Source organism: Limosilactobacillus reuteri, assembly GCF_034259105.1.
Lineage (GTDB): Bacteria > Bacillota > Bacilli > Lactobacillales > Lactobacillaceae > Limosilactobacillus > Limosilactobacillus reuteri_G.
The window spans coordinates 62,593-86,713 of record NZ_CP139478.1; the positions used below are offsets into that span (position 1 = coordinate 62,593).

Annotated in this window: 21 protein-coding genes and 1 pseudogene; 17 read left to right on the top strand and 5 right to left on the bottom strand. The window is 39.1% G+C overall.

Annotated elements, in window-relative coordinates; genetic code table 11:
- Window positions 1-4 precede the first annotated feature (4 nt).
- The 10 genes from SH603_RS01260 (at window position 5) to SH603_RS01305 (ending at window position 11,739) form a co-directional block, all read left to right on the top strand.
- Window positions 5-1,183 carry an acetyl-CoA C-acetyltransferase gene (locus SH603_RS01260; RefSeq protein WP_321533986.1) on the top strand — a complete coding sequence of 393 codons (1,179 nt, stop codon included), beginning with the start codon at window positions 5-7 and terminating at the stop codon, window positions 1,181-1,183.
- A 311-nt stretch (window positions 1,184-1,494) separates the two neighbouring features.
- Window positions 1,495-2,844 carry an SLC45 family MFS transporter gene (locus tag SH603_RS01265; protein ID WP_003670259.1) on the top strand — a complete coding sequence of 450 codons (1,350 nt, stop codon included), beginning with the start codon at window positions 1,495-1,497 and terminating at the stop codon, window positions 2,842-2,844.
- Window positions 2,845-2,931: 87 nt separating this feature from the next.
- Window positions 2,932-5,184 (top strand): glycoside hydrolase family 65 protein, encoded by a 2,253-nt coding sequence (locus tag SH603_RS01270; RefSeq protein ID WP_169471876.1) that lies wholly within the window; start codon window positions 2,932-2,934, stop codon window positions 5,182-5,184.
- 18 nt (window positions 5,185-5,202) lie between these two features.
- Entirely contained in the window at window positions 5,203-5,865 is a 663-nt protein-coding gene (pgmB, locus tag SH603_RS01275; protein WP_169471875.1) for a beta-phosphoglucomutase, read from the top strand.
- A gap of 78 nt (window positions 5,866-5,943) precedes the next feature.
- Complete coding sequence (locus SH603_RS01280) at window positions 5,944-6,429, top strand: Lreu_0056 family protein (protein ID WP_321533987.1); 486 nt, start codon at window positions 5,944-5,946, stop codon at window positions 6,427-6,429.
- Between the two features lie 87 nt (window positions 6,430-6,516).
- A complete protein-coding gene (locus SH603_RS01285; protein WP_086135987.1) occupies window positions 6,517-7,137 on the top strand; it encodes a GTP pyrophosphokinase in 621 nt (206 codons plus the stop codon).
- A gap of 1 nt (window position 7,138) precedes the next feature.
- Window positions 7,139-7,804, top strand: a complete 666-nt coding sequence (locus tag SH603_RS01290) for a response regulator transcription factor (RefSeq protein ID WP_321533988.1) — start codon at window positions 7,139-7,141, stop codon at window positions 7,802-7,804.
- Window positions 7,805-7,815: 11 nt separating this feature from the next.
- Window positions 7,816-9,063, top strand: coding sequence for a HAMP domain-containing sensor histidine kinase (locus SH603_RS01295; RefSeq protein WP_318635930.1), 1,248 nt, complete (start codon window positions 7,816-7,818; stop codon window positions 9,061-9,063).
- 2 nt (window positions 9,064-9,065) lie between these two features.
- A complete protein-coding gene (locus SH603_RS01300) occupies window positions 9,066-10,247 on the top strand; it encodes a chloride channel protein (RefSeq protein WP_321533989.1) in 1,182 nt (393 codons plus the stop codon).
- A 151-nt stretch (window positions 10,248-10,398) separates the two neighbouring features.
- Window positions 10,399-11,739, top strand: coding sequence for a glutamate--cysteine ligase (locus SH603_RS01305; protein WP_321533990.1), 1,341 nt, complete (start codon window positions 10,399-10,401; stop codon window positions 11,737-11,739).
- A 133-nt stretch (window positions 11,740-11,872) separates the two neighbouring features.
- Here SH603_RS01305 and SH603_RS01310 read toward each other — a convergent pair whose 3' ends face one another.
- Window positions 11,873-12,601 carry a gamma-glutamyl-gamma-aminobutyrate hydrolase family protein gene (locus SH603_RS01310; protein ID WP_065533524.1) on the bottom strand — a complete coding sequence of 243 codons (729 nt, stop codon included), beginning with the start codon at window positions 12,599-12,601 and terminating at the stop codon, window positions 11,873-11,875.
- Window positions 12,602-12,718: 117 nt separating this feature from the next.
- Between SH603_RS01310 and SH603_RS01315 the strand changes: the two genes are divergently transcribed.
- Together SH603_RS01315 and SH603_RS01320 are read left to right on the top strand one after the other, a co-directional pair.
- A complete protein-coding gene (locus tag SH603_RS01315; protein ID WP_066035753.1) occupies window positions 12,719-13,585 on the top strand; it encodes an aldo/keto reductase in 867 nt (288 codons plus the stop codon).
- Window positions 13,586-13,723: 138 nt separating this feature from the next.
- Window positions 13,724-15,512: pseudogene (locus SH603_RS01320) on the top strand (glycerophosphoryl diester phosphodiesterase membrane domain-containing protein).
- 52 nt (window positions 15,513-15,564) lie between these two features.
- On the opposite strand, the gene SH603_RS01325 reads toward SH603_RS01320, so the two are convergent.
- Window positions 15,565-16,062, bottom strand: coding sequence for an ECF transporter S component (locus tag SH603_RS01325; protein WP_321533991.1), 498 nt, complete (start codon window positions 16,060-16,062; stop codon window positions 15,565-15,567).
- Between the two features lie 267 nt (window positions 16,063-16,329).
- On the opposite strand from SH603_RS01325, the gene SH603_RS01330 reads away from it, so the two are divergent.
- Window positions 16,330-17,679 carry an FAD-dependent oxidoreductase gene (locus SH603_RS01330; RefSeq protein WP_321533992.1) on the top strand — a complete coding sequence of 450 codons (1,350 nt, stop codon included), beginning with the start codon at window positions 16,330-16,332 and terminating at the stop codon, window positions 17,677-17,679.
- A 59-nt stretch (window positions 17,680-17,738) separates the two neighbouring features.
- Here the strand turns inward: SH603_RS01330 and SH603_RS01335 are convergent, their stop codons facing one another.
- A complete protein-coding gene (locus SH603_RS01335; protein ID WP_169471594.1) occupies window positions 17,739-18,713 on the bottom strand; it encodes a GMP reductase in 975 nt (324 codons plus the stop codon).
- 194 nt (window positions 18,714-18,907) lie between these two features.
- Here SH603_RS01335 and SH603_RS01340 point away from each other — a divergent pair, with 194 nt between their 5' ends.
- From SH603_RS01340 to pyrR, 3 genes are all read left to right on the top strand, one after another.
- The gene (locus tag SH603_RS01340; RefSeq protein ID WP_003665344.1) at window positions 18,908-20,206 is read left to right on the top strand and encodes an adenylosuccinate synthase; all 1,299 of its coding nucleotides are present in this window, start codon (window positions 18,908-18,910) and stop codon (window positions 20,204-20,206) included.
- A 109-nt stretch (window positions 20,207-20,315) separates the two neighbouring features.
- Window positions 20,316-21,008 (top strand): immunoglobulin-like domain-containing protein, encoded by a 693-nt coding sequence (locus SH603_RS01345; protein ID WP_321533993.1) that lies wholly within the window; start codon window positions 20,316-20,318, stop codon window positions 21,006-21,008.
- Window positions 21,009-21,180: 172 nt separating this feature from the next.
- Window positions 21,181-21,717, top strand: coding sequence for a bifunctional pyr operon transcriptional regulator/uracil phosphoribosyltransferase PyrR (gene pyrR, locus SH603_RS01350; RefSeq protein WP_113897020.1), 537 nt, complete (start codon window positions 21,181-21,183; stop codon window positions 21,715-21,717).
- Window positions 21,718-21,811: 94 nt separating this feature from the next.
- Here pyrR and SH603_RS01355 read toward each other — a convergent pair whose 3' ends face one another.
- The gene (locus tag SH603_RS01355; protein WP_066035595.1) at window positions 21,812-22,198 is read right to left on the bottom strand and encodes a hypothetical protein; all 387 of its coding nucleotides are present in this window, start codon (window positions 22,196-22,198) and stop codon (window positions 21,812-21,814) included.
- A 711-nt stretch (window positions 22,199-22,909) separates the two neighbouring features.
- Between SH603_RS01355 and SH603_RS01360 the strand changes: the two genes are divergently transcribed.
- Window positions 22,910-23,551 (top strand): TetR/AcrR family transcriptional regulator, encoded by a 642-nt coding sequence (locus SH603_RS01360; protein ID WP_109884254.1) that lies wholly within the window; start codon window positions 22,910-22,912, stop codon window positions 23,549-23,551.
- 65 nt (window positions 23,552-23,616) lie between these two features.
- Here the strand turns inward: SH603_RS01360 and SH603_RS01365 are convergent, their stop codons facing one another.
- On the bottom strand, window positions 23,617-24,021 hold the full coding sequence (locus tag SH603_RS01365) for a hypothetical protein (RefSeq protein WP_003665350.1): 405 nt from the start codon (window positions 24,019-24,021) through the stop codon (window positions 23,617-23,619).
- Between the last annotated feature and the right edge of the window lie 100 nt (window positions 24,022-24,121).

Here is a 24,121-nt window from a genome sequence, read left to right on the forward strand (position 1 = left end):
CGGAATGGAGAAGGTTTACATTGTTGCTGCTCAGCGAACACCAATCGGTAAGTTTAACGGTCAGTTAGCTTCAAAGTCTGCAGTTGAATTAGGAGCGATTGCAATTAAAGCGGCTGTTGAAAAGGCAAAGCTCAGTGGAAATGATATTGACCAAGTGTTAATGGGGAATGTTATCCAAGCAGGGACTAGACAAAATCCAGCTCGCCAAGCATCAATGGCCGCTGGATTAGGTGAGCAGGTTCCGGCAATAACGATTAATGACGTCTGTGCGTCGGGAATGTCCAGTGTTGACCTGGCAGCAAGTTTGATTCGCGCAGGACAGGCTAATGTAATTGTTGCCGGGGGGATGGAAAGTATGTCTCAAGCTCCTTATATCCTTCCTAAGGCACGGAATGGCTATCGATTTGGGAATGGGACCTTGCTTGATGCAATGCAAAGTGATGCTTTAAATGATGTTTATGGCGGTTATCCAATGGGAATTACTGCTGAAAATATCAATGATAAGTATCAGATTACTCGTCACCAGCAAGACGAATTTGCTTTACTGAGTCACCAACGTGCAGTAAAGGCTCAAAAAGCAGGCTATTTCGATTCAGAAATTGTGCCAGTTGAAGTTAAGCAGAAACGAACCACCGTGACTGTAACGGTTGACGAAGCACCACGATCAGATACTTCACTAGCGGTTTTAGCGAAACTAAAACCAGCTTTTAAATCTGACGGAAGTGTGACTGCGGGAAACGCCTCGGGAATTAATGATGGGGGAGCTGCTCTGGTTCTTGCTTCTGAAAGTGCAGTCAACCGATTAGGGTTAACTCCATTAGCTGAGTGGCAAGGATCCGCAGTTGTTGGTCTGGATCCAGCATTAATGGGTCTGGGGCCATATTATGCAATCAATAAGCTCTTAAAAAAACAGCAGATGTCGGCAGATGACGTAGAAACTTACGAAATTAATGAAGCGTTTGCGACCCAAGCCCTTGTTTGTCAGGACTTGCTTCATCTTGATCCTAGTACTGTCAATCCTTGGGGTGGAGCAATTGCGTTAGGCCATCCAGTTGGGTGTTCAGGCGCGCGAATTATTGTCACGATGATTAATGAAATGCATAAGGATAATCATGAACTTGGCATTGCTTCGCTGTGTGTTGGTGGCGGAATGGGTGAAGCGGTCCTGTTTAAGAAAATTTAGTACCAAGAATAACTTTCATTGTAAAAGGCAAGTAATTGAGGAAGCTTGAATTTTTTCTCAATTACTTGCCTGCTTTATTTTATTAAGCTAAATGTATTTTAAATAATTAACTATAACGGGCCTGTTTTGCGGAAATTAAATAGTAATAACTTTAAATTACAAAAATCTGCAACCGTTTTCCGAAATTTTGCGCAAGCGGTTGCACAAAAATTTTAAATTTGATATTATTAATATTGCAATAATGTATGAAACGCTTACAATAATCATAAGTGTCTTTTAGAACTATTTTATAAGTTAAGGAGTTGTTAGCAATGAGTCAAGAAAAGTCCACGGGGGCTGGATTACCTACTCTATCAAAGAGTACCATCTGGATGATCAACTTTGGATTCCTTGGTGTTCAGACAGCTTTTACTCTGCAGAGTTCTCAAATGAGTCGGATTTTCCAAACTATTGGGGCCGACCCTAACAACCTTGGCTGGTTCTTCATCTTACCACCATTAGCTGGTTTGATTGTTCAACCAATCATTGGTTATTATTCAGACCGTACATGGGCACCAAAGTTAGGTGGTCGGCGGTTGCCATACTTACTATTGGGAATGATTGTAGCTGTTATCGTTATGATTTTGCTTCCTAATTCAGGAAGTTTCGGTTTCGGGTATGGTTCGCTTGCTGCCCTTTGGTTCGGTGCAATTACTGTTGCTTTACTTGACCTTTCATCAAATGTGGCAATGCAGCCATTTAAGATGATGGTTGGTGATATGGTTAACGATGACCAAAAGAGTTATGCCTATGGGATTCAAAGTTTCTTATCTAACACAGGTGCTGTGTTAGCTGCCGTTTTCCCATTCATTTTAACTGCTTGGTTTGGGGTTCGTAACACTGCAAAACGAGGCGTTGTTCCAGATTCAGTTATTATCGCCTTCTACGTTGGGGCAGCCTTGTTAGTTGTTACTAGTTTATTTACAGTTTTCCGGGTTCATGAATATGACCCAGCAACTTACGCAAAGTACCATGGTATTTCTGAAGATGATAACAAAGAGGGTGGAAATTGGTTCACACTCTTAAAGCATGCACCAAAGGCATTCTGGACAGTTACCCTTGTTCAATTCTTCTGCTGGTTTGCATTCCAATACCTCTGGACATACTCAGCTGGGGCTATTGCGAAAAACGTTTGGAATACTGTTGATGCTACCTCTGCTGGTTATCAGGCTGCTGGTAACTGGTACGGTGTGCTTGCGGCTGTTCAATCAATCGCTGCTGTTATTTGGTCATACGTTTTAGCTAAGGTGCCGAACAAGTACCACAAGCTTGGTTACGGTGGTAGTTTACTTCTTGGTGCTCTTGGGTTCATTTCAGTGTTCTTTGTTCATGATCAATGGACGTTGATTGTTTCATACACCCTTGTCGGAATTGCTTGGGCTGCGATGAACACTTACCCATTAACAATTGTTACAAACGCATTGACTGGTAAGCACATGGGTACATACCTTGGATTATTCAACGGTTCAATTTGTTTACCACAAATTGTTGCTTCATTATTGAGTTTTGCTTTATTCCCATTATTTGGACACTCACAAGTTCACATGTTTATCCTTGCTGGTATTGTAATGGCTCTTGGTGCTCTTTCAGTTGCCACAATCAAGGAAACTTATGCTGAATAGGAGTTATTTAATAAAAAAATTAATTAAGTTATAATAAAGGCAGGTTAAAAACTACCTTTATTTCAGATGAAAGGAATTGAGATTTCAATGAAACGTACATTTGATATTGCCCCTTGGCATGTTGCTACTCACAAATGGGACCCACAAGACAAGCGTTTACAAGAATCAATGACTAGTTTAGCCAATGAAAATCTTGGTATGCGCGGCTTCTTTGAAGAAGGTTACAGTGGTGACCACATGGAAGGTATCTACCTCGGGGGAGTTTGGTTCCCTGACAAGACTCGTGTTGGTTGGTGGAAGAATGGTTATCCTAAGTACTTTGGTAAGATGATCAATGCTGTCAACTTCATGAAGTTAATCATTAAGGTTAATGGTGAACAACTCGACTTAGCAAAGCAAACACCAAAAGACTTTAAGCTTGATCTTGACATGAAGCGTGGTGTTTTAGAACGACGCTTTACTGTTGAAATTGGTGGTACTGAAATGTACTTCAATTTTGAACGTTTTGTTAGTGTTACCCAAAAAGAATTAGTTGGTCAACGTCTCCACATTAAGAACCGTGGCGACAGTGATGCTAAGGTTGAAATTACCAGCATGATTGATGCTGATGTATACAACGAAGACGCTAACTACGATGAACAATTCTGGAACGTTTTAGGCAAGTCTGCTGATGGCGAACATGCTGAATTAACTTCTATGACTAAGAAGAATGATTTTGGTACTCCACAATTCATCGTTGGAATGAAGACTACTTCAAAGACTAACCTTGACCACGTGGATGACGGTACTGACGAAAAGCACGCTTACAACACATTTGCTGGTACTGTAGCTGCTGGTAAAGAAGTTAACTTTGAAAAGCGTAGTATCGTAATGACTTCTCGTGATTACGATTCTCAAGCAGATATTGAAAAGAACTTGGATGTATTAGGCGACCAACTTGATAATCAAAGTTTTGACGATTTACTCGATCCACATATTAAAGAATGGGCAGATCGTTGGGTTAAGTCTGATGTTGAAATTGAAGGTGACGAAGGAGCTCAACAGGGTATTCGTTTCAACCTCTTCCAACTCTTCTCTACTTACTACGGTCAAGATTACCGTCTTAACATCAGTCCAAAGGGATTCACTGGTGAAAAGTACGGTGGTGCTACTTACTGGGATACTGAAGCTTACTGTATTCCTGTTTACCTTGGGGTTGCAGACCCAGAAGTCGCTCGTAACTTATTAATGTACCGTTACAAGCAATTAGATGGTGCCTTTGTTAACGCTAAGCAACAAGGACTTGCTGGTGCATTATTCCCAATGGTTACCTTCAACGGTATCGAATGTCACAACGAATGGGAAATTACCTTTGAAGAAATCCACCGTAACGGGGACATTGCCTTTGCTATTTACCTTTACACTAAGTACACTGGCGACAAGTCATACGTTCTTAACGAAGGTGCAGAAGTTCTTACTGAAATTTCTCGTTTCTGGGCTGACCGTGTGCACTACTCCCAAAACAAGAATAAGTACATGCTTCATGCCGTAACTGGTCCTGATGAATACGATAACAACGTAAACAACGACTGGTACACTAACCTTCTTTGTCGTTGGACTCTTCAATACACCCTTGACATCTTAGACCAAGTAGATGAAAAGGTAGCTAAGAAGCTTAATGTTTCAGAAGACGAAAAGCGCAAGTGGAAGGGCATTGTAGACAACATGTACCTTCCTTATGACAAGGAAAAGGACATCTTCCCAGAAAACGATGGCTTCATGGACAAGGACTTGACTCCAGTTTCTGAAATTCCAAGTGACCAATTACCACTTAACCAACACTGGTCATGGGATAAGATCTTACGTTCACCATACGTAAAACAAGGTGACGTTATCCAAGGTCTCTGGGACTTCATCGATGACTTTACTAAGGAAGAAAAGAAGAACAACTTTGACTTCTACGAACAATTTACTGTTCACGAATCAAGTCTTTCTGCTTCCGTTTACTCAATTATCGCTGCTGATATTGGTTACGAAGACAAGGCCGTTGAATTGTATGAACGTTCAGCACGTCTTGACCTTGATAACTACAACAACGATACTTCTGATGGACTTCACATCACTTCAATGACTGGTTCATGGCTTGATATTGTTCAAGGATTTGCTGGTATGCGTGTTCGTGATGGTCAATTGCACTATGCACCATTCTTACCTAAGAAGTGGGATTCATACCAATTCCGTCAAATGTTCCGTGGTCGGATCTTGAAGGTTAAGGTTGACAAGCATGGTACTAAGATCGATCTTGTATCAGGTGACCCAATTACCATCGATCTTGACGGTAAGAAGCTTGAATTAAAGTAATTCTTGGAGGCATTTGAGATGAAGTTTGAAGATTTGAAAGGTTTTGCATTTGATCTTGACGGTGTTATTGCTGACACTGCTCGTTTTCACGGTCAAGCATGGCACCAATTAGCTGACAAGGTTGGAACTGAATGGACTCCAGAACTGGCTGACGCATTAAAGGGTGTTAGTCGGATGGATTCTTTGGAATTAATCTTGAAGGCTGGCGGCCATGAAAATGACTATACTCAAGACGAAAAAGAAGCTTTGGCAACTGAAAAGAATGATAACTATATTAAATTAGTTGAAACTCTAACACCTGCTGATATTCTTCCAGGAATGAAAGATTTCTTAGATGAATTGAAAGCTAATGGTTACCACATTGTATTAGCTTCTGCTTCTAAAAATGCGCCAAAGGTTCTTAAGTATTTGCAATTAACTGATTACTTTGAAGGAATCGTTAATCCAGCAAACTTAAGTCATGGTAAGCCAGATCCAGAAATTTACCAAGAAGCAGCTAAATTAATGGATCTTCCAGCTGACCAAGTAGCAGGACTTGAAGATGCCCAAGCCGGAATTGAATCAATTAATCGTGCTGGTGAATTATCAATTGGTTTTGGTGCTGATTTGCAGGATGCTGATGTTAAGTTCGATAAGACTGGCGACGTATCCTTAGCTGCTATTAAAGCGCAAATGAATTAAGATCCAATTTCTCTCTTTTAACAATCCGTAAAGACGTACTTAGAATAATCTAGGTGTGCCTTTTTTTATGTGAAATTTATGAAAAGAAAAATCGTTATAATAACAACAATCATTCTAATTAGTTGCTTATGGGTAGTAGTTGCGATTAACTTTAATCGGCCGTCCCTTCAGCCAGTTCAAGATGAAACACAGTCAAGTCAACAACCGCGGCCAAAATTTACCGACCAACAAATTGGGGTTTTGGCTGGATTGGCAATATCTCCCGACTGGTTAAAACAAAATATTGCTGCAAATCAACTCGTTTATGGAATTGTTAAGCCTTCTGATACCGTTCCAGCCGGAGTAAATGATTATAGCTATTTAGTAGCCGCTGACGACCAAGATGGAACGGTAATTTTCTTTAAAGTTGAAGGCCAAACGGTGATCATAAAATATACTTCTCAGCGAAATGCAAAACTAAAAACAAAGGACTTAACCTTGACGCAACTAAGAAAAGAATTCTACCAAACTAAGTCACAAAAAAAGCAAGTAGATAACTATATAGCAGGATTGCGGACCGAGTAAAATTTAAGGCATCTTAAAAATGCTATTTTCAGGGTATTCTTTAGTGATGAGTACTGTATAATATTCAAATTAAAGGAGGAAACTGTGATGTCAATTTATGGCCCATATGAGCAGATTTTGTCAAATATTCTTTCCCTCACAACTGATCGGATCAAAGAACTAAATCAGCAAACAGTGCAGGATAAGCAACCAAAACTTTATGAACATTTAATTGCCCGGGTGAAGACTTCCGAGAGTATGGCAGAAAAATGCCAGCGAAAAGGCTATCCGGTCTCTACTGAATCGGCCTTACGAAAATGTCGCGATGCAGTTGGAATCAGAATTGTTTGTAATTTCATCGATGATATTGACCGTTGCCTTTACCAATTACGTCAAGCTGACTGGTGTGAGGTTATTAAGGAAAAAGATTATATTACAAATGCAAAGCCAAATGGGTATCGGAGCTATCACGTCATTATTGATGAAACAGTTCCATATCAAGATATTGAAGGAAATAACCCCGGACATTTTTATGTTGAAATTCAGTTACGAACGATCGCAATGGACTCATGGGCAAGCCTTGAACATGAGATGAAATATAAACATAATATTAAAAATCCAGAGCGAATTGGCCGTGAACTTAAACGTTGTGCTGACCAATTAGCATCGTGCGACGTTCAAATGCAAACAATCCGGCAATTAATTAATTCTAGTGAGGAAGGCGAATAAAATGCGAATCCTTGTAGCAGAAGATGAACAGCAGCTATCTCATGTATTAAGTTCAGCGATGACAGCGAGTGGTTATCAAGTTGATATTGCTAATAACGGCCAAGAAGCGGTTGAGCAGGCGAAAGAAAATGCTTATGATGTCATAATTTTAGACATCATGATGCCTGTTAAATCAGGATTGGAAGCATTAAAAGAAATTAGGGCAACTGGTAATCCCACATATATTATGATGTTAACGGCAATGGGTGAAGAAGATGATAAGGTAACTGGTCTTGATGCCGGTGCTGACGATTACTTGACTAAGCCATTTTCGTTAAAAGAACTACTTGCTCGTTTGCGCTCCCGTCAACGCCGAGACGATTCTTACCAAGTAGATGTTCTTGAATTTGGTGATTTGACTCTTAATGGAAATGATCAATCGCTTGAAAGTCATAATTCGATTAGTTTAATGAATCGGGAAAATCGTTTACTTCAGTATTTTATTTTGAATGCTAATAAAGAACTATCAGTAAATGAACTTATCAGTCATGTTTGGGATGAGAATGAAACCGCTGATCAAGAAGATCTCTGGATTAATATCTGTTATTTACGGCAAAAATTACAGGCAATTCAATCTCAAGTAACAATTAGTGGTGAAAAAACTGGACCGTTTATGATTGTATACTAGGGGGCCAAGGAATAATTCAACGTTTTCGCTATAAATTTATTGCAATCTCAACTGCGGCGTTATTATTTGTGATTTTGACAATTGTTGGCAGTATTTGTACCCTCACTTACTATCAATCGCACCAAGAAATTGAACGGGTATTGACGATTTTAGTAAATAATGATGGTCAAATTCCTCGAAAAGGGATCCGGACTACTGACAATAGTCAACCTCAATTTTCACGTGAGGGCCTTCATCAATATCGTTATTTTGCTGTACTGGTCGATAATAAAAATCAAGTAACGGAAGTGCGAGATGATCATATTGCAACGGTTACGCCACAGGATGCCCGGGCAATGACAGACCGGCTTATAAGAAGAAAGGTGCATAGCGGACAGTTACTATATCAAGGGGTAAATTATGCTTATAAGATTCGGAATAACGACAGTGAGAAAGTAATTGTCTTTCTTGATGAATCGCTTCTCATGGCCCGGACGCGATCCCTAATGCATACGGGGTTGATCTTAGGGGTAATTGTTTTAGTTCTGTACACTATTGTTTTAACCCTTTACTCCCGTCGTGCAATTCGGCCAATTATTGAGGCAGAGCAGCGGCAAAAAGAATTTATAACTAATGCTAGTCACGAACTAAAAACACCATTGACAGTTATTTCAGCGAATAATGAAATGCAAGAGATTATCAATGGGGAGAATGAATGGACAGCAAATACCAAGCAACAGGTTACCCGCTTGACAAAGTTAATTAATAACCTGGTGTCCCTTGCGCGTATGCAAGAACAACCGACATTAACGATGGTACCAGTAAATGTAAGTCAAATTGCTGGGGATGTGGCTAGTAGTTTCAAGAGTGTGATTTCAACCGACCAAAAACAGTTCCGTGTACAAATTGATGAAGGCTTGGTGGCAAACGGTGATGAAAATATGCTGCGGGAACTGCTGAATATTTTGCTTGATAATGCGAATAAGTATTGTGATCCTCAGGGTGAAATTGATTTTACAGTGGCCTCACCTAATCATAGTAAGAATATCGTTATTACGATTGCGAACAGCTATAAGGATGGTAAAAGTCTGGATGTTAAAAAATTCTTTAACCGTTTTTACCGGGTTGATGAATCGCATACTCAAGGAAAAAAGGCTGGCTTTGGGATTGGGCTTTCGATGGCTCAATATATTGTTAAACAATTTAAAGGGAAAATTACAGCGAAGTATACAAATGGTAAATTAGCTTTTATCGTGACGTTAAAAGAAGTAGGAAAGTAAGAATGAAATTTTGGCGACTTAAGATTGGAATATATGCAGTTGTTTGGAGCCTAATAATTGGTATACTGACAGCGGCGTATTTAAACTTAGTTAACTGGGTAATTGATTTAGTTTGGCATCAATACCTTGATACGGCAGTTGGTGGTAAATGGTATCCGTTTTTAGTATGTATTCCATTGGGATTTTTGATTGGTTTCTTGAATGAGCGATGGGGTAATTACCCGTTAACGATTGAACAAGTGCTGACGCAAGTAAGGTTGAAGGGGCAATTAAATTATCATAATTGGTGGAAGTCTTTTATTCTTGGCTTATTGGCCTTTGGAGCAGGAGGAAGCATCGGGCCGGAAGCTTCTACAACAGTCTTAACTAGCAGCATGATTAATTGGCTTGGTGACCGTATGCGCTGGGCAACTTCAATGCGCCAGAAAGTTTCTCTTTGGTACGGTAAAATGCAAACGCAAGATTTAGCCCGTGCCCCTAGATTCAGTCAGCTTTTTAAAAATAAATATCAACGAGTCTTTGTTATTTCAGGATTAGTTGGAATTGGAATAGTAGGCGCGGCGATTGTTTTTAAGCTTTTTCCTGAAGAAGGTGTTTTTGGGATTCATCACCGGATCATTAATTGGGAGTGGATCAATTTATTAACGAGTATTCCAACGCTTATCATCGGGATTGCTTTTGGGTGGCTGTTTGTTCACTTAGAAAATTGGGCTGCGCTGATAATTAACGCAAAAATAAATAAGATTTGGCAAGGTGGGATTTTTGGGCTAATTTTAGCGGTTAGCTCGTTGATCACAAGCGATATTTTATTTTCTGGTGAGTTTAGAATTGTTCCTTTTACTCACGAAGCCTTTAATCATTCAATCACCTTCCTATTAGTTGTAGCGCTCGTAAAAGCCGTAATGAGTAATTTGGGGTTTGCAATGGGATGGCGGGGAGGAACGATTTTTCCGGCTATCTTTTCGAGTGTCGCGGTAGGAACTGCCTGTGCGATGATGTTGCCTGGAGACGTACGAGTAAATGCAATTGTTGTGATTGCGGCAAGCCTTACCTTTATTTTAGAAAAACCACTATTAACAATTATCCTACTGTTATTATTAGTGCCGATTGAACTAGCTCCTGTAATCATTCTTGTTTGCTTCTTAGTAGGAAGGATTATTAAACTTTTTCCTGCTAGTGAATAGAAAATCTTTAATATCTTTTGTATAACAAGGAAGATTGAGTGCTTGCTAAGCGTGAAAGATTATTTAAATTTAGTTTTATTAATATCTAGTTGTTTATATGATAAAAGTCGTGTATCTTTATTAAAAAACAATTAGAGAATGGGGCGATAATGTGTTTAGCAGAATTGGTCAATTAATATTCGATAATGAAGCTGTTGCAAAGACTTCTGATTTTACAATGGGTCTTGAGATTGAAATGCAACGAGTAGACGAAGATGGCAACCTAAGCCTTGAGCCATATCCGTCAGCGATTGGGGATGAGAAGACTAATCCATGGATTACCAATGATTTTTTAGAAACAATGGCTGAAATGGTAACTCCTTCTGCCCAACATTCTCTTGATGCAATGCATTATTTGTATGTTATCAATAATACATTGCGATCGGCTCTTGCTCCCGGTGAGTTATTATGGCCGCTATCCATGCCCCTACGACTTCCTAAAGATAAGACTAAATTGCGGTTAGCTAAAATGGGACCGAAAAAAGAAGCTTATTTGAAGGAATGGGCAAAACGTCATGGATACTCGCAAGGAACGCCTTGTGGAGCGCATATTAACTTGAGTATTGATCAGCACATTATTGAGCTAGTCCTTAATGCTCTCCCAGAACGCTTTAATAGTGAGCGTGAAGTGCGGAACTATTTATATACTATCTTGGCACAAGGTTTTGTTCGATATCGATGGCTTCTTACATATCTTTATGGTGCAAGCCCAATTGTTGAAGAAAATTATTTTGAACCGGGAAAAGAGTTGCCTCATCCGATTCGGAGCGTGCGGCAAAGTCAATACGGTTTTGGGACCAAATTTACCGGTGATTTTACTAATCTCGATCGTTACATTGCACGGATTGAAGAAGGAGTTAAAGCAGGGATTTTAACATCGGATTACGAATTTCATGGTCCGGTGAGGTTCAAAGGAAACACGGATTTAAAAAAGTTGCCTGAACATGGAATTGAGTATTTAGAATTACGAATGCTCGATTTAGATCCTAGCAGTTCAGTGGGAGTTCGGACTGGTACACTAAGATTTATTCGTTTATTAGCAAGTTACTTGATCATGCAGCCGCCATTAAAAGAAAACGAAGTAGAAGAAATGTTGGTGACTGCCGATAAAATGAATGAAGTTGTGGCCGAGGAAAATCCCCAAGCAACTTGCAGATATCAGGCCAAAGCTCGTGCTGTCCTCAAAAGTTTAGAGCGGTATGCCAATCAAATCCAACTCGGTCCAGAATATTCCGAAGTTCTGGAAGACTTAGAAGATCGGGTCGAAAATCCACTAACTACCTCGAGTGCTAAACTCTTAAACTATGTAAAGGATGGCTCACTCACTGAGTATGCGTTGCGTCGTGCCAAACGTTACCAACAAGCGGCACAGGAAACAATCCATCCTTTCAAAGGGTTTGAAGATGGACGAATCTATACTGCTGATGAGCTTCGAAAAGAATTAACATTGTAACCTTTTCAACGAGAAGCTAGCTCCAGTAAGCAATAATAGGCCTCCAACGTTCGAGTTTACCGGGCGTTGGAGGCCTATTATTCTATGCTTTTTTTTGAAAGTAACTTAACTTATGTCACTGCCCCTCCACTATTTATTTAACCGCTTTTTTTGCTCTAGCAATTAAGTCAGCAAAAATAGCGCGTGAATAATCATAATGTTTAAACATGTTTTCTGGATGCCATTGAACTGCTAAGATTTGATCAGAGTTAATGGTTTCCACGGCTTCTGGCACCTGATCATCAGCCCATGCCGTTACATGAAGTGGTTCAGCAATCTGATTTAGTGATTGATGATGACGTGAATTAACATATGGTCTGGGTCCTACTAAGTTAAATAATCGACTTGCCTTGTCTGTATTAACGTGGTGGGAAGGAAAATTTCCTGGGGCATCTTGAGAATGCTTAAGTGTTTGATGGGGATTTTCCGAAAGATCTTGGTATAAAGTCCCACCAAGTGCAACATTTAGTACCTGCATTCCACGACAGATCCCCATCATTGGTTTTCCGGCATTAAACGCAGCTGTAGCAAGACTAATTTCAAATTGATCTCGTTTAAGATATGTGGAACCTAATTTTTGGTGCGGTTCTTCGTTGAAAAAGGTTGGATCGACATCACTTCCTCCAGCAAAGATAATCCCATCAAAAAGATCAAGGTAGGATGGTGCTAGTGAAGCAGCAACACTAGGAAGAATAACGGGTAATCCTCCTGACTTGATAATGGCTTCTATTAATGGGCGAGGTGCGAAGGCAGCATTTCGCTCGTTAATGATGTTTGTAGCTTCAGTTAATGTATCTGCAGGAATAGCAATTCGTGGATGCATATAACCCCTCCTCATTTAGTTCTCATGATATTATAATCAAAGCATAATTCATTTGGAATAGCAATCAATATTTTTAATAAAAAAGATATAATAGAAGATGAAAGAAGGAATGTAAAGATGCTTGAATTAACTAATATTAACTCAACGTTCAACTTAAATAATGGGGTCAAGATTCCCTGCGTGGGATATGGTACATTTAGGACTCCGGCAGATGTAGCTGAACAGGCTGTGAAAGAAGCAATTGAAACTGGTTATCGACACATTGATACTGCGGCAGTTTACGGAAACGAAGAAGCAGTAGGGAAGGGTATTAAGGATTCAGGAATTAAGCGTGAAGACCTTTTTGTAACTAGCAAGTTATGGAATGCTAATCGTGGCTATGAACAAACGAAGAAGGCTTTTCAAGAGACGCTTGATCGTTTACAGATGGACTATTTAGACCTTTACTTAATTCACTGGCCCGCCAATGAAAAGCAGTTTGGCGATGATGCTGCCAAGATTAATGCTGAAACGTGGCGCGCAATGGAAGACCTTTACAATGAAGGCAAAATTCGGGCAATTGGGGTAAGCAATTTTATGCCTCACCATATTGCGGAATTAATGAAAACGGCCAAAGTAGCGCCAGCAGTTGATCAAATTGAAGTTCATCCGGGTTGGCCACATACAGAAGAAGTTAAATACTTACAAGCACACAATATCTTAGTTGAGGCGTGGGCTCCTTTAGGTGGTCAAGGTGCTAAAGTATTAACTAATCCAACAATGATTCAAATCGCTGATAAGTATCAAAAGACGCCAGCGCAAGTCTGCTTACGTTGGGTTCTCCAACAGGGGATTCTTCCATTACCGAAATCTGTCCATAAAGAACGGATGATAAGTAACCAAAATATATTTAATTTCGAATTAACGGATGAGGATATGCGCAAGATTAGTTTATTGCCAAATCTTGGCGGTCAATGTGCTGATCCAGATGAGGTTGATTTTTAATGATAAGAAATATGAAATTGATGCAGTAGTATTGGGTATCCAGTCGAATTAAAATAGTATGCTAAAAAGTCTCGAACCTTCACGGAAGAGGCTTTTTTGATATAATTTCTTTTAGCTAATAACGAGGAGAATTTGAAAATGAAAAATGCTTATCGCGCTTTTCGTCAATACTCTTGCCAGTTCAGGAAAAATTGGCTTGAATATTTAATATTATTTGGCGGTCTTGATATTGTAAACCAGTTTCTGGTAATTCCCTTTTTTCGCTGGATAACTACCTTTGTCCTGCAGGCAGGAGAAATTCCGTTTATTTCATATCAAAATATTGTAATTATTCTGACCCACCATCCATTAGTTGTAGTGAGCCTTTTAATTGAATTAATATGTCTAATGGTAATCATTTATGGCAAATTTATGCTCTTGTTGACGGGCTTTCGTGAAATTGGCTTGCCAGAGTTTAGCTGGCGCCGAATGTTTAGGCAAACAAAAGAAACTTTATCGTTACTAAATTTTGGATCGTTAATTTTATTATTAGGTTACTTCTTACTTATTATTCCATTTACAGATATTATCTTTCGAACTCCCCTGCTGGCGAAAATTCAAGTTCCTCAGTTTATTGTTGATTATCTTACCCGTAATGCATGGCTTATTGGTGGATTGACCTTGTTCTATCTTTTAATGACAATGATCGGTATTCGTTTAATATTGACAATGCCATTAATGGCTTATCAACATTTACGGTTAAGAGCTGCTATGTCTCAAAGCTGGCAAATGACAAGTAAGCTAAGATGGTTGAAGTTTTTAATTCAAATTGTGCTGATGACAATAATTGTAGGTAGTATAACGGTTGTTTTTTACCTCATGATTTACATTCTTCAGGTTGTTTTGGATTTATTACCCGGGAAATTATCTTTGATTACTGCTATCTTTAACTTGTCGATCTTACAGCTTGGTGGTGAGGTATTAGCAGTATGGGCAGGAACGATTATCTTACTGGTAGTCGTTAACCCGTTAACTAGCATTAGTGAACTAGCGACAACTCCTGAACATCCATCACGAGGATTGCTTACTTCCTTTATGCTTGTTTTCCTTGTAATCGGCTTGGCGACTCTTGCAAATAATACTTTTTACATGATGGGGACGGGGATTAAACGCCCAATAACTATCTCGCATCGGGGAGTTGCTGAAAAAAACGGGGTGCAAAATACTATTCCAGCAATGGAAAAAACAAGTAAACTTAAGCCTGATTATATTGAAATGGATTTGCATGAAACAAAGGATCACCAGTTTGTTGTGATGCATGATGAGAATCTTAAAGACCTAACAGGAGTAAACAAAACACCTCATGAACTAACATTGAAGCAATTAACACGACTAACTGCACGCGAAAATGGCTATCATGCTAAGGTTGCGAGTTTTGATCAATATTTAGCAGCGGCTGAGAAACATCATCAGAAACTTCTGATTGAGATAAAAACAACACCACATGATTCAAAGCAGATGCTCCAGAATTTTAATCGCCGGTATGGGAAAAGGATTTTGCAAGATCATGACCAAGTTCACTCGCTCGACTACAGTGCTGTGAATAAGCTAAAAAAGATTAATCCACGGCTAACAGTTTTGTATATTCGACCCTATAATTTGGGTAATCCCCAGGGAGTTGCTGACGGGTTTTCGATGGAATATTCAACATTAAATCAGGACTTCATTACTCAAGCCCAGTGGCAACATAAACCGGTATATGCATGGACAGTTAATGACACAGATTTAATGAAACAGACTATGTATAACCATGCTGATGGGATAATTACCGATAATTTAGGGGGAATTAAATGTGGCAATTAAAGATTTTACTGGTAGGCAAAGTTATGCTAATCGAATTTTAAACTATATCATTGTCGTTCCCACAAGTGGGGGAATTGAACCGTAAAAAACACTCGAGAACTAATCGCCTTAGTGGCTTAGCTGTTCTCGAGTGTTTTTTATCCAACATGATGCTTCTTTAGTTGCCTAATAACAATTAACGCCACTATTCCACCAATCATTCCTTGGATAAAGTTTGAACCTAAACTCAAAAAACCGGTGATTACATGGTACATAACGGTATTGCAGATAAAGTAGATTGCAATCATTACAATTGATCCGGCTAAGACTGCGGTCCATTTGCCCCAGGTGGAGTTGCCATATTTTTTATAAATCCAGCCACTGATAAATCCTTCTAAACCATGAGCCGCAAAGGAAAATAAGGCATCTTGCGGAAAGCCGGAAATAAGGTCAAGGAACATTCCGCCAAAGCCGCCGACAATTGTTCCTGCTCCTGGTCCTAAAAGCATGGCAGCAATGAATACACCAGCATCACATAAGTTGACGTTACCATGTGTCCATGGAATAGGGATAAGAAAGAAGCGTCCGAGAACAAGAGTTAGTGCTAGTAACATTGCAGCAATAATTGAGCGGCGCAACCGAAAAGTAGATTCCATATTAAAACTCCTAACATAGTCAATTATGAGTAATTTTACAATAATTTTTAAAAAATTTCAGAGAAAAGCATGTCGTTATTTATCTATTGATACAAATAAAAGATACCTTAACATCTTATGCAATAGTAATTGTATTTAAACATTATGTAATAAAGATGATAATTGGTTTTCAATTGATAATCAATATTCCTATTTTATATATTGATTAAATGAAAATTATGCGTATAATTAATTGTGAAAATCAGAACATGATATGAGGTGTGTGTTATGAAGGTTATTATTGTTGGTTGTACGCATGCAGGGACAATTACTGCCACTCAAATTTTACAAAATCATCCAGAAACAGAAGTCACAATTTATGAACGTAATGACAATGTTTCATTCCTCTCATGTGGGATTGCGGTTTACCTGAGTGGTGATGTTGGTGACCCAGATGCAATGTTCTACTCAAGTCCCAAACAACTTGCTGCCATGGGGGCAACAGTTCATATGCAACATAATGTAACTGATATTGATCCTAAGACTAAGACGGTTACAGTGACAAACCTTGTGACAGGCGAAACAAAGACTGACCATTATGACAAGTTAGTTGATACTACTGGTTCTTGGCCAGTAATCCCACCAATTGAAGGTGTAGATGGCCCTAATGTTTATTTGTGCAAGAACTACCACCATGCTAAAGAATTGTTCAACGTTGCTAAAGATGCGCAACGGATTGTTGTAATTGGTGGAGGTTACATTGGAGTTGAATTAGTAGAAGCTTACACTCGTCAAAATAAGGATGTTACATTGATTGATGGTTCACCACGGATGCTTCATAAATACTTTGACCGCGAGTACACTGATCGGATTCAACAAGAATTTGTAGATCACGGAGCTAGTTTTGCCTTTGACCAACGAGTAACCGGATTTGAAAATCATGAAAATGGTGTAACCGTTAAGACAAATAAGGGCAACTATGATGCAGATATTGCTATTCTCTGTGTTGGATTCCGTCCGAATACTGACCTCTTAAAGGGTAAAGTGAAGATGCATGATAATGGGGCAATCATTACGAATGAATATATGCAATCATCTGATCCAGATATTTATGCTGCCGGAGATTCAACGGCTGTTCACTATAACCCAACTGGCAAGGATGCATACATTCCATTAGCTACTAACGCTATTCGGCAAGGAACAATTGTCGGAACAAATCTCTTTGGCAATACAATGCGCGATATGGGAACCCAATCTAGTTCTGGCTTAAACTTATATGGAACAACGATGGTATCATCTGGCTTAACTTTGGAGAATGCCAAAGAAGCGGGCTTTGATGCAGCTGCGGTGACAGTTGAAGACAACTACCGTCCAGAATTTATGCCGACAACAACTCCTGTATTAATGACATTGGTGTGGGATAAGAAGACTCGGCAAATTCTTGGTGGACAGTTTATGAGTAAGCATGATGTTTCTCAATCTGCTAACATCATTTCCTTATGTATCCAGGATAAGCACACGATTGATTATTTAGCATTTGTTGATATGCTATTCCAGCCACACTTCGATCGTCCGTTTAACTATGTAAATATTCTTGGTCAAGCGGCGGTAAAGAAGCAGGCTGAATTAGAAAAATAATTGTAAAAAAGACGAGGCTCGGAAAGAACAAAAAGTTTTTTCTCTGAGCCTCGTTATTTTTAAAAATCGCCGTTCATAATTGAATCTTTTACAATCATATAATCAACCTTCCGAATAGCTTCAAGGTCGCGACCACCCGAATAAGAAATAGCTGATTGTAGATCTTCCTGCATTTCGTTTAGGGTGTCTTTGATGGAGCCACGGTAAGGAACGAGCATTTGCTTTCCTTCAACATTTCGATAAGCACCTTTTTGAACCTCCGATGCAGACCCCCAGTATTGCTTATATTGTTTTCCATCAATGGTGATGACATGTCCTGGTGATTCGAGGTGACCGGCAAGCATTGAACCAATCATCACCATTGAAGCGCCAAAACGAACAGACTTAGCAATGTCCCCATTATGTCTAATACCACCGTCAGCGATGATTGGTTTTCGCGCGGCTTTAGCACACCAACGAATAGCCGATAATTGCCAGCCGCCAGTACCGAAACCAGTCTTTAGCTTAGTGATGCAAGCTTTACCGGGGCCAACCCCAACCTTAGTGGCATCTGCCCCTGCATTTTCGAGGTCGCGAACAGCTTCGGGAGTTGCAACGTTCCCCGCGGTTACAAAGGTATCTGGGAGCTTTTCTTTGATGTATTCGATCATTTTGATTACAAAATCTGAATGACCGTGAGCAACATCAATCGTAATGTACTCTGGATTTAATTGTTCGGATTTTAGCTGATCAATAAACTTGTACTCATCATCCTTAATCCCGACCGAAATCGAAGCAAATAATCCTTTTTCGTGCATCATTTTAACGAAAGCTGCTCGTGTTTCTGGATTAAAGCGGTGCATCACATAATAATAGTCATTTTGGGCAAGCCAAATCGCCAAATCTTCATCAATGACGCTTTCCATGTTTGCGGGTACAACAGGGATCTTGAATGTGTGCGGGCCAAACTTGATGCTTGTATCTGCCTCCTTACGGCTCTTGATCACACATTTGTTTGGGACTAATTGAATATCATCATAATCGAATGTTTTCATTAGGGCAGCTCCTTTAAAAAAATTACCGTAATTATTATGCGCTAAAATATATGAAGCGTCAATGAAAATAGCGTACATTTATTGAACTATATCAAAAAATAGTTCGATAAACTGTTGACGCCAAGAACTTAATCCGGTAAAATAGCGAAGTAAAAACGTTAATTTTAGAAAATATAACTATGAGGTGAAAATAAATGTCATCAGTTGTTATTGTTGGTAGTCAATGGGGCGATGAAGGAAAGGGTAAGATGACCGATTACCTAAGCCAAGAAGCGGACGTGGTGGTTCGTTCACAAGGTGGTAATAATGCAGGTCATACAATTGCATTTGATGGTAAGAAGTTTGCCCTCCGTCTAGTGCCATCTGGGATTTTTGCTAAAGACAAGTTAGCAGTAATTGGAAATGGAGTGGTTATTAATCCACCAGCATTATTAAAGGAATTGCATTATCTTCAAGACAACGGGATCGACATTTCTGGTTTACGGATTTCTAGTCGTTCACATATTACCTTCCCATACCACATTCTTCTTGATAAGTGTCAAGAAGAGGCAAAGGGTGATCACAAGGTGGGTACAACCAAGAATGGGATCGGCCCTACCTACATGGATAAGGTTTCACGGGTTGGTATCCGGATGTGCGACCTGCTCGAAAAGGACACCTTTAAAGAAAAGCTTGAACGTAACTTGGCTGAAAAGAACGAATTATTCACTAAGTTATACCATGTTGACCCAATTAACTTTGATGACATTTTCGAAAGTTACTACGAATACGGTCAAGAATTAAAGCAATACGTTACTGACACAGCTCAAATTGTCAATGATGCCCTTGATCAAGATAAGAAGGTTCTCTTTGAAGGAGCACAAGGGGTTATGCTTGATGTTGACCAAGGAACCTACCCATATGTTACTGCTTCTAACCCAATTGCGGGAGGAGTATGTACAGGTGTTGGTGTTGGCCCTAACAAAATTGAAACTGTTGTTGGGATTTGCAAGGCTTACTCGACGCGGGTTGGTGCTGGTCCGTTCCCAACCGAATTAACTGATGAGATCGGTGACCAGATTCGTGAAACTGGTCATGAATACGGAACGGTTACGGGTCGGCCACGGCGCGTTGGTTGGTTTGATAGTGTCGCAATGCGTCATGCACGGCGGGTTTCAGGAATTAGTTGCCTTAGCCTTAACTTGCTTGATGTTTTGACTGGTTTGAAGACCGTTAAGATTTGTACCTCATACAAACTTGATGGTAAGCAAATTGATTACTACCCAGCTAGTTTGAAGGAACTTGAACGTTGTGAACCAGTTTATGAAGAACTTCCAGGATGGGACGAAGATATTACTGGTGCGAAGAAGTTTGAAGACTTACCAATTAATGCGCAGAATTACTTGAAGCGGGTAAGTGAATTATCAGAATCCCCACTTGCAACTGTTTCCGTTGGTGCTGATCGGATTCAAACAATCATCGTTAAAGACCCTTGGGAATTAGCACATAAATAAATAGATGAAAGCTTCTAATGTTTGAATAATCTTTAAGCATTGGAAGCTTTTTATTTTCCTGGTTCCCTCTATGGTATAATCGAGGCAAATAAACGTTATAGGGGGCAAGATGATGACACAGCCAACACTAACAGTAGAAAAACATTATTTGAATTGGCCACTTAACCATCCTTTAAATCAAGCTGATATAATGCATGAGTTGGGTGTGCAAGCATCTGATGAAACGGGCCAAGATCTAACAAGTAAGGTCATGATGAACCTAACCCAAGTGGATGTTAACAAAGCAGGAGAATACCCTGTGATGTTAAGTGTAATGGATAATAACGGACAAAGTACTCAGGTAAGCATCACCCTAAATATTCAACCGATGCGGACACAGAATGCAACTCAGGAAACTGCAACGCCCCAAAAGTCAAGACGGGGATGGTTATGGGTTATTATCGTAATCGTAGTTATCTTATGTGCATGGTGGGCGATCAGCTCTCATAACCGGCAAGCTGCTAACCAAGTGGCAGAACTTAAAGGGGCAACTCAACAATACCAAAAAGACCACGATCAACAAGCATTAGAAAGTCGCCTTAATAAGATTCAAAGCCAGACTCAAGACTTGCAAAATCAAGTGCAAAGCAACAGCATGAAACAAGATTTAAACCAAGTTAATGAAACCGTTAATGAAGTACGGGAAAACCCAGATAATGGGACGAAAATTGTAAATAACTTAAAGAATAAGGGTGATTTTCAAGAAATCTGGGGAAATATTAGCCAAGAAGTCCAGAAGTGGCTAGATGAATTTGCTAATTAGTGAGTTTGACAGCGGCAAGATAGACCCTTAAAATGGGAATAATAATTAGCGAGATTTCCCGTTGAGTTGTTAGGGATGATGGGAAAACTCAAGTAAATGCTGGATCCTTCCTTAGATTAGCGGAGGGTCTTATTCTTTTGAAAGATTTTAAATTAATTAAGGAAGTGACATGATGGCTCATGAGATCTTAGACGGCTCAAGTATGCAACGTGCATTGACCCGGATTACTTATGAGATTATCGAACAAAATAAGGGTGTCGATAACTTAGTATTTGTTGGAATTAAGACGCGAGGAGTATATTTAGCAAAGCGCCTCGCCAAGCGACTAAATCAGTTGGAAAATGTAGAAATTCCCGTGGCAGCACTTGACGTCTCTCTTTACCGTGATGACCGTCATGTAGCAGACTATACTCAAGAACCAACCGTAAAAACTGATCAATTAGATATTGATATTACTAACAAACATGTTATTTTGGTTGATGATGTGCTCTTCACTGGACGGACAGTTCGGGCGGCCTTAGATGCTTTGATGGATATGGGACGGCCAAATCGAATTTCACTAGCGGTCCTTGTTGATCGGGGACACCGTGAATTACCAATTCGGCCAGATTTTGTCGGGAAGAATATTCCGACTGCAATGAATGAAACTGTCCATGTAGCAGTTGAAGAATATGATGGCCATGAAGATGTAACAATTGAGCATAATTAAAAGAAAGGGAGCCACGAAAAGCCCCCGTAAGTAACAACAGGCCTCTATCGTTCGGTTTTACCAGACGCTGGAGGCCATTAATGTACTGCACTGTTTATCTTATCTTCCGCCACCAATCCACCGTTGAATGCTCATTAAATACCCGGGTACCAAATTTTTTCTGAAACCACCGGACTTGTTTGGGAGTAAATCCTCGAAATACTAATGGTAAGTTTTTCCAGTGAGAATAAAGGGCATAGAGAAGAAGGATGTATTGTTCTTTACTAATATTATCTACTGGAATCTCACTAACCATGGTCATTGAAATCCCTGTCCCCAGTGCAGGAAATGTATCAAGACTAATCTTGTAGATTGGATGGTGACCGATATTGGTAGTGAATACTATTAATGCTTGTTTCTGTCGCGGACGATAAACTTTTTCGATCCGCTTATTGATCTTGTGAACTTGGCGCTTCGTTGGATTAAGAATTATATTTCGCATATAAAAGCCTCTAATCGAACATTTGTTTAGGAAATAGTATATCATACTTAGAAACAGAACAAATCATGTAAGTTTTTGCTGATATAATTCTATTTATCCTTTTCGTTGTAATTACAATATTTTTATTAATGCGGTATGATTGGATTAGTAAGTTTAGTATTAATCGTGCAGGACATCTAATGCCAAACTGGTTTGCAATCTTATTTTGGTTAACGCGACGTGAGCGAGCTGAAAATAATTAGAGGAATAGAAAAAACGCTTAATGACTGCACAAATCATTGAACGCATTAGTTTAGAGAATAATAGCAGCTGATATCGCACATTATCTGCTACTAGTAAAATGTTAAGTCTAATTGAGGCGAACAACTAAAAACAATTATTGGCACCACCCTAGAAGAAAGAACAATTTAGTCTTGGGAGTTTATTTAGATTTTGTCCTTATTAAAATGAGAAAAAGTTAAGGATATTCTAGAAGTCATTAAGCAATAAAATTGATTTCTTCACGAATTGCTTTTGATGTTAAAGCTTCAATTCGTTGATATTTTATCAAGTAATTTATCAATAGTTAATAGTTTTACGAGATTATGCACTCACTGTGTACAAGTGATACCAAGAATATACTTTGTTCTAACAAGGGTGTTATTTTACTATATTTTTACTAATCGTTTATATTAAGATAATATAGTTTGGAGTTTATATAGGAGAAAAAAGATGGATATTCGTAAAATTAATACGTTAAATAGAATTAAGGAAGGATTTATTACTGTTTTAGATACTAAAAAGTTATCAGAATGTACTACTAATGATATTGTAAATAGCGCTGAAATCAGTAAGAAAACCTTCTACAATTATTATCAAAATAAGCAGGATCTTCTTCATGAAATTGAGAATGATCTATTGGAAGGCCTGAAAGAAGCGCTTGTAATTGATCGTGAAGAGCTAAAAGATGTCAAGCATTTACCAGGTGCAGACGAAATTAAGGAATTAGCAGAAGTGGCATTTAATCATACGTTGGCTTTTTGTAATGAAAATAAGCATGCGTTGTCAAATTTGCTTTCCTCAAATGGAGATATGCAGTTTTATCAAATGATTGTTGAAGTAGCAAATAATGAATTTGATGCGCGAGTTCCATATTTGTTTGGGGATATAAATATTAAAGAAGCTAATGTGAAGTCGCCATTGCCATTCTCATTTATAAAAACCCTCTATATCAATACAATTGTTAATTTGTTAATGCTTTGGGGTGCCGCACCAGACTCTTTAAGCATTAATGAAATTAAGTCAATTGCAGGCTTGATTCAAACAAAATCACCAGTTGAATTGATTCAAATTTATAAATCTTATTTAAACTAGAAAATGAGGAGCCGAAAATTTTTTCTCGGTCTCCTCATTTTTTATTATCAAAAATTCTTTTTAAATTAATTGCCCTTCCAATAACGTGCCCGGGTAAGCAGTTCCCGTGAACGCTGGTCAGCTGGTCGATAACCCTTAGTAAATAGGTGTCGGAAGTACATCATATTATAGAAAAAGCCAAAGAAAACAGAAGGCCATGGGAATTGGAGCAGGGCATTAAGTCCAAAGAAAAGGGCTACCAAAGCATAATCGAGGGTTAATACAATCATTAAAATAAAGTTATAGTAGTCAGCCCGAAAAAGAGCTGGTAGTGGCCCGAACCAAAGAGTTGTCCATGAAAAGCCAACTTTGGCTATTCGGATATCCCCCTGGTCATTAACGATTTTAGCGTAATTTGGTGGGAGGGGGAGATTGTTTAAGTTAAACGGATTTTGGTTATCATTATTGTTATTACCAAATGGGTTTTGCATATCTCGTCCACTTCTTTCTATAAATAATAATATTAACACATTGAGTGAGGGATAGGAAACGTCTCTATCAGGCTTTCAAGGAATGTTAACAATTATATGG

Coding starts and splice junctions, on each gene's coding strand:
- SH603_RS01340 (WP_003665344.1), top strand. CDS start 18,908: ATGTCATCAGTTGTTATTGTTGGTAGTCAATGGGGCGATGAAGGAAAG.
- pgmB (WP_169471875.1), top strand. CDS start 5,203: ATGAAGTTTGAAGATTTGAAAGGTTTTGCATTTGATCTTGACGGTGTT.
- pyrR (WP_113897020.1), top strand. CDS start 21,181: ATGGCTCATGAGATCTTAGACGGCTCAAGTATGCAACGTGCATTGACC.
- SH603_RS01285 (WP_086135987.1), top strand. CDS start 6,517: ATGTCAATTTATGGCCCATATGAGCAGATTTTGTCAAATATTCTTTCC.
- SH603_RS01315 (WP_066035753.1), top strand. CDS start 12,719: ATGCTTGAATTAACTAATATTAACTCAACGTTCAACTTAAATAATGGG.
- SH603_RS01280 (WP_321533987.1), top strand. CDS start 5,944: ATGAAAAGAAAAATCGTTATAATAACAACAATCATTCTAATTAGTTGC.
- SH603_RS01310 (WP_065533524.1), bottom strand. CDS start 12,601: ATGCATCCACGAATTGCTATTCCTGCAGATACATTAACTGAAGCTACA.
- SH603_RS01345 (WP_321533993.1), top strand. CDS start 20,316: ATGATGACACAGCCAACACTAACAGTAGAAAAACATTATTTGAATTGG.
- SH603_RS01335 (WP_169471594.1), bottom strand. CDS start 18,713: ATGAAAACATTCGATTATGATGATATTCAATTAGTCCCAAACAAATGT.
- SH603_RS01360 (WP_109884254.1), top strand. CDS start 22,910: ATGGATATTCGTAAAATTAATACGTTAAATAGAATTAAGGAAGGATTT.
- SH603_RS01325 (WP_321533991.1), bottom strand. CDS start 16,062: ATGGAATCTACTTTTCGGTTGCGCCGCTCAATTATTGCTGCAATGTTA.
- SH603_RS01290 (WP_321533988.1), top strand. CDS start 7,139: ATGCGAATCCTTGTAGCAGAAGATGAACAGCAGCTATCTCATGTATTA.
- SH603_RS01260 (WP_321533986.1), top strand. CDS start 5: ATGGAGAAGGTTTACATTGTTGCTGCTCAGCGAACACCAATCGGTAAG.
- SH603_RS01365 (WP_003665350.1), bottom strand. CDS start 24,021: ATGCAAAACCCATTTGGTAATAACAATAATGATAACCAAAATCCGTTT.
- SH603_RS01265 (WP_003670259.1), top strand. CDS start 1,495: ATGAGTCAAGAAAAGTCCACGGGGGCTGGATTACCTACTCTATCAAAG.
- SH603_RS01300 (WP_321533989.1), top strand. CDS start 9,066: ATGAAATTTTGGCGACTTAAGATTGGAATATATGCAGTTGTTTGGAGC.
- SH603_RS01270 (WP_169471876.1), top strand. CDS start 2,932: ATGAAACGTACATTTGATATTGCCCCTTGGCATGTTGCTACTCACAAA.
- SH603_RS01330 (WP_321533992.1), top strand. CDS start 16,330: ATGAAGGTTATTATTGTTGGTTGTACGCATGCAGGGACAATTACTGCC.
- SH603_RS01355 (WP_066035595.1), bottom strand. CDS start 22,198: ATGCGAAATATAATTCTTAATCCAACGAAGCGCCAAGTTCACAAGATC.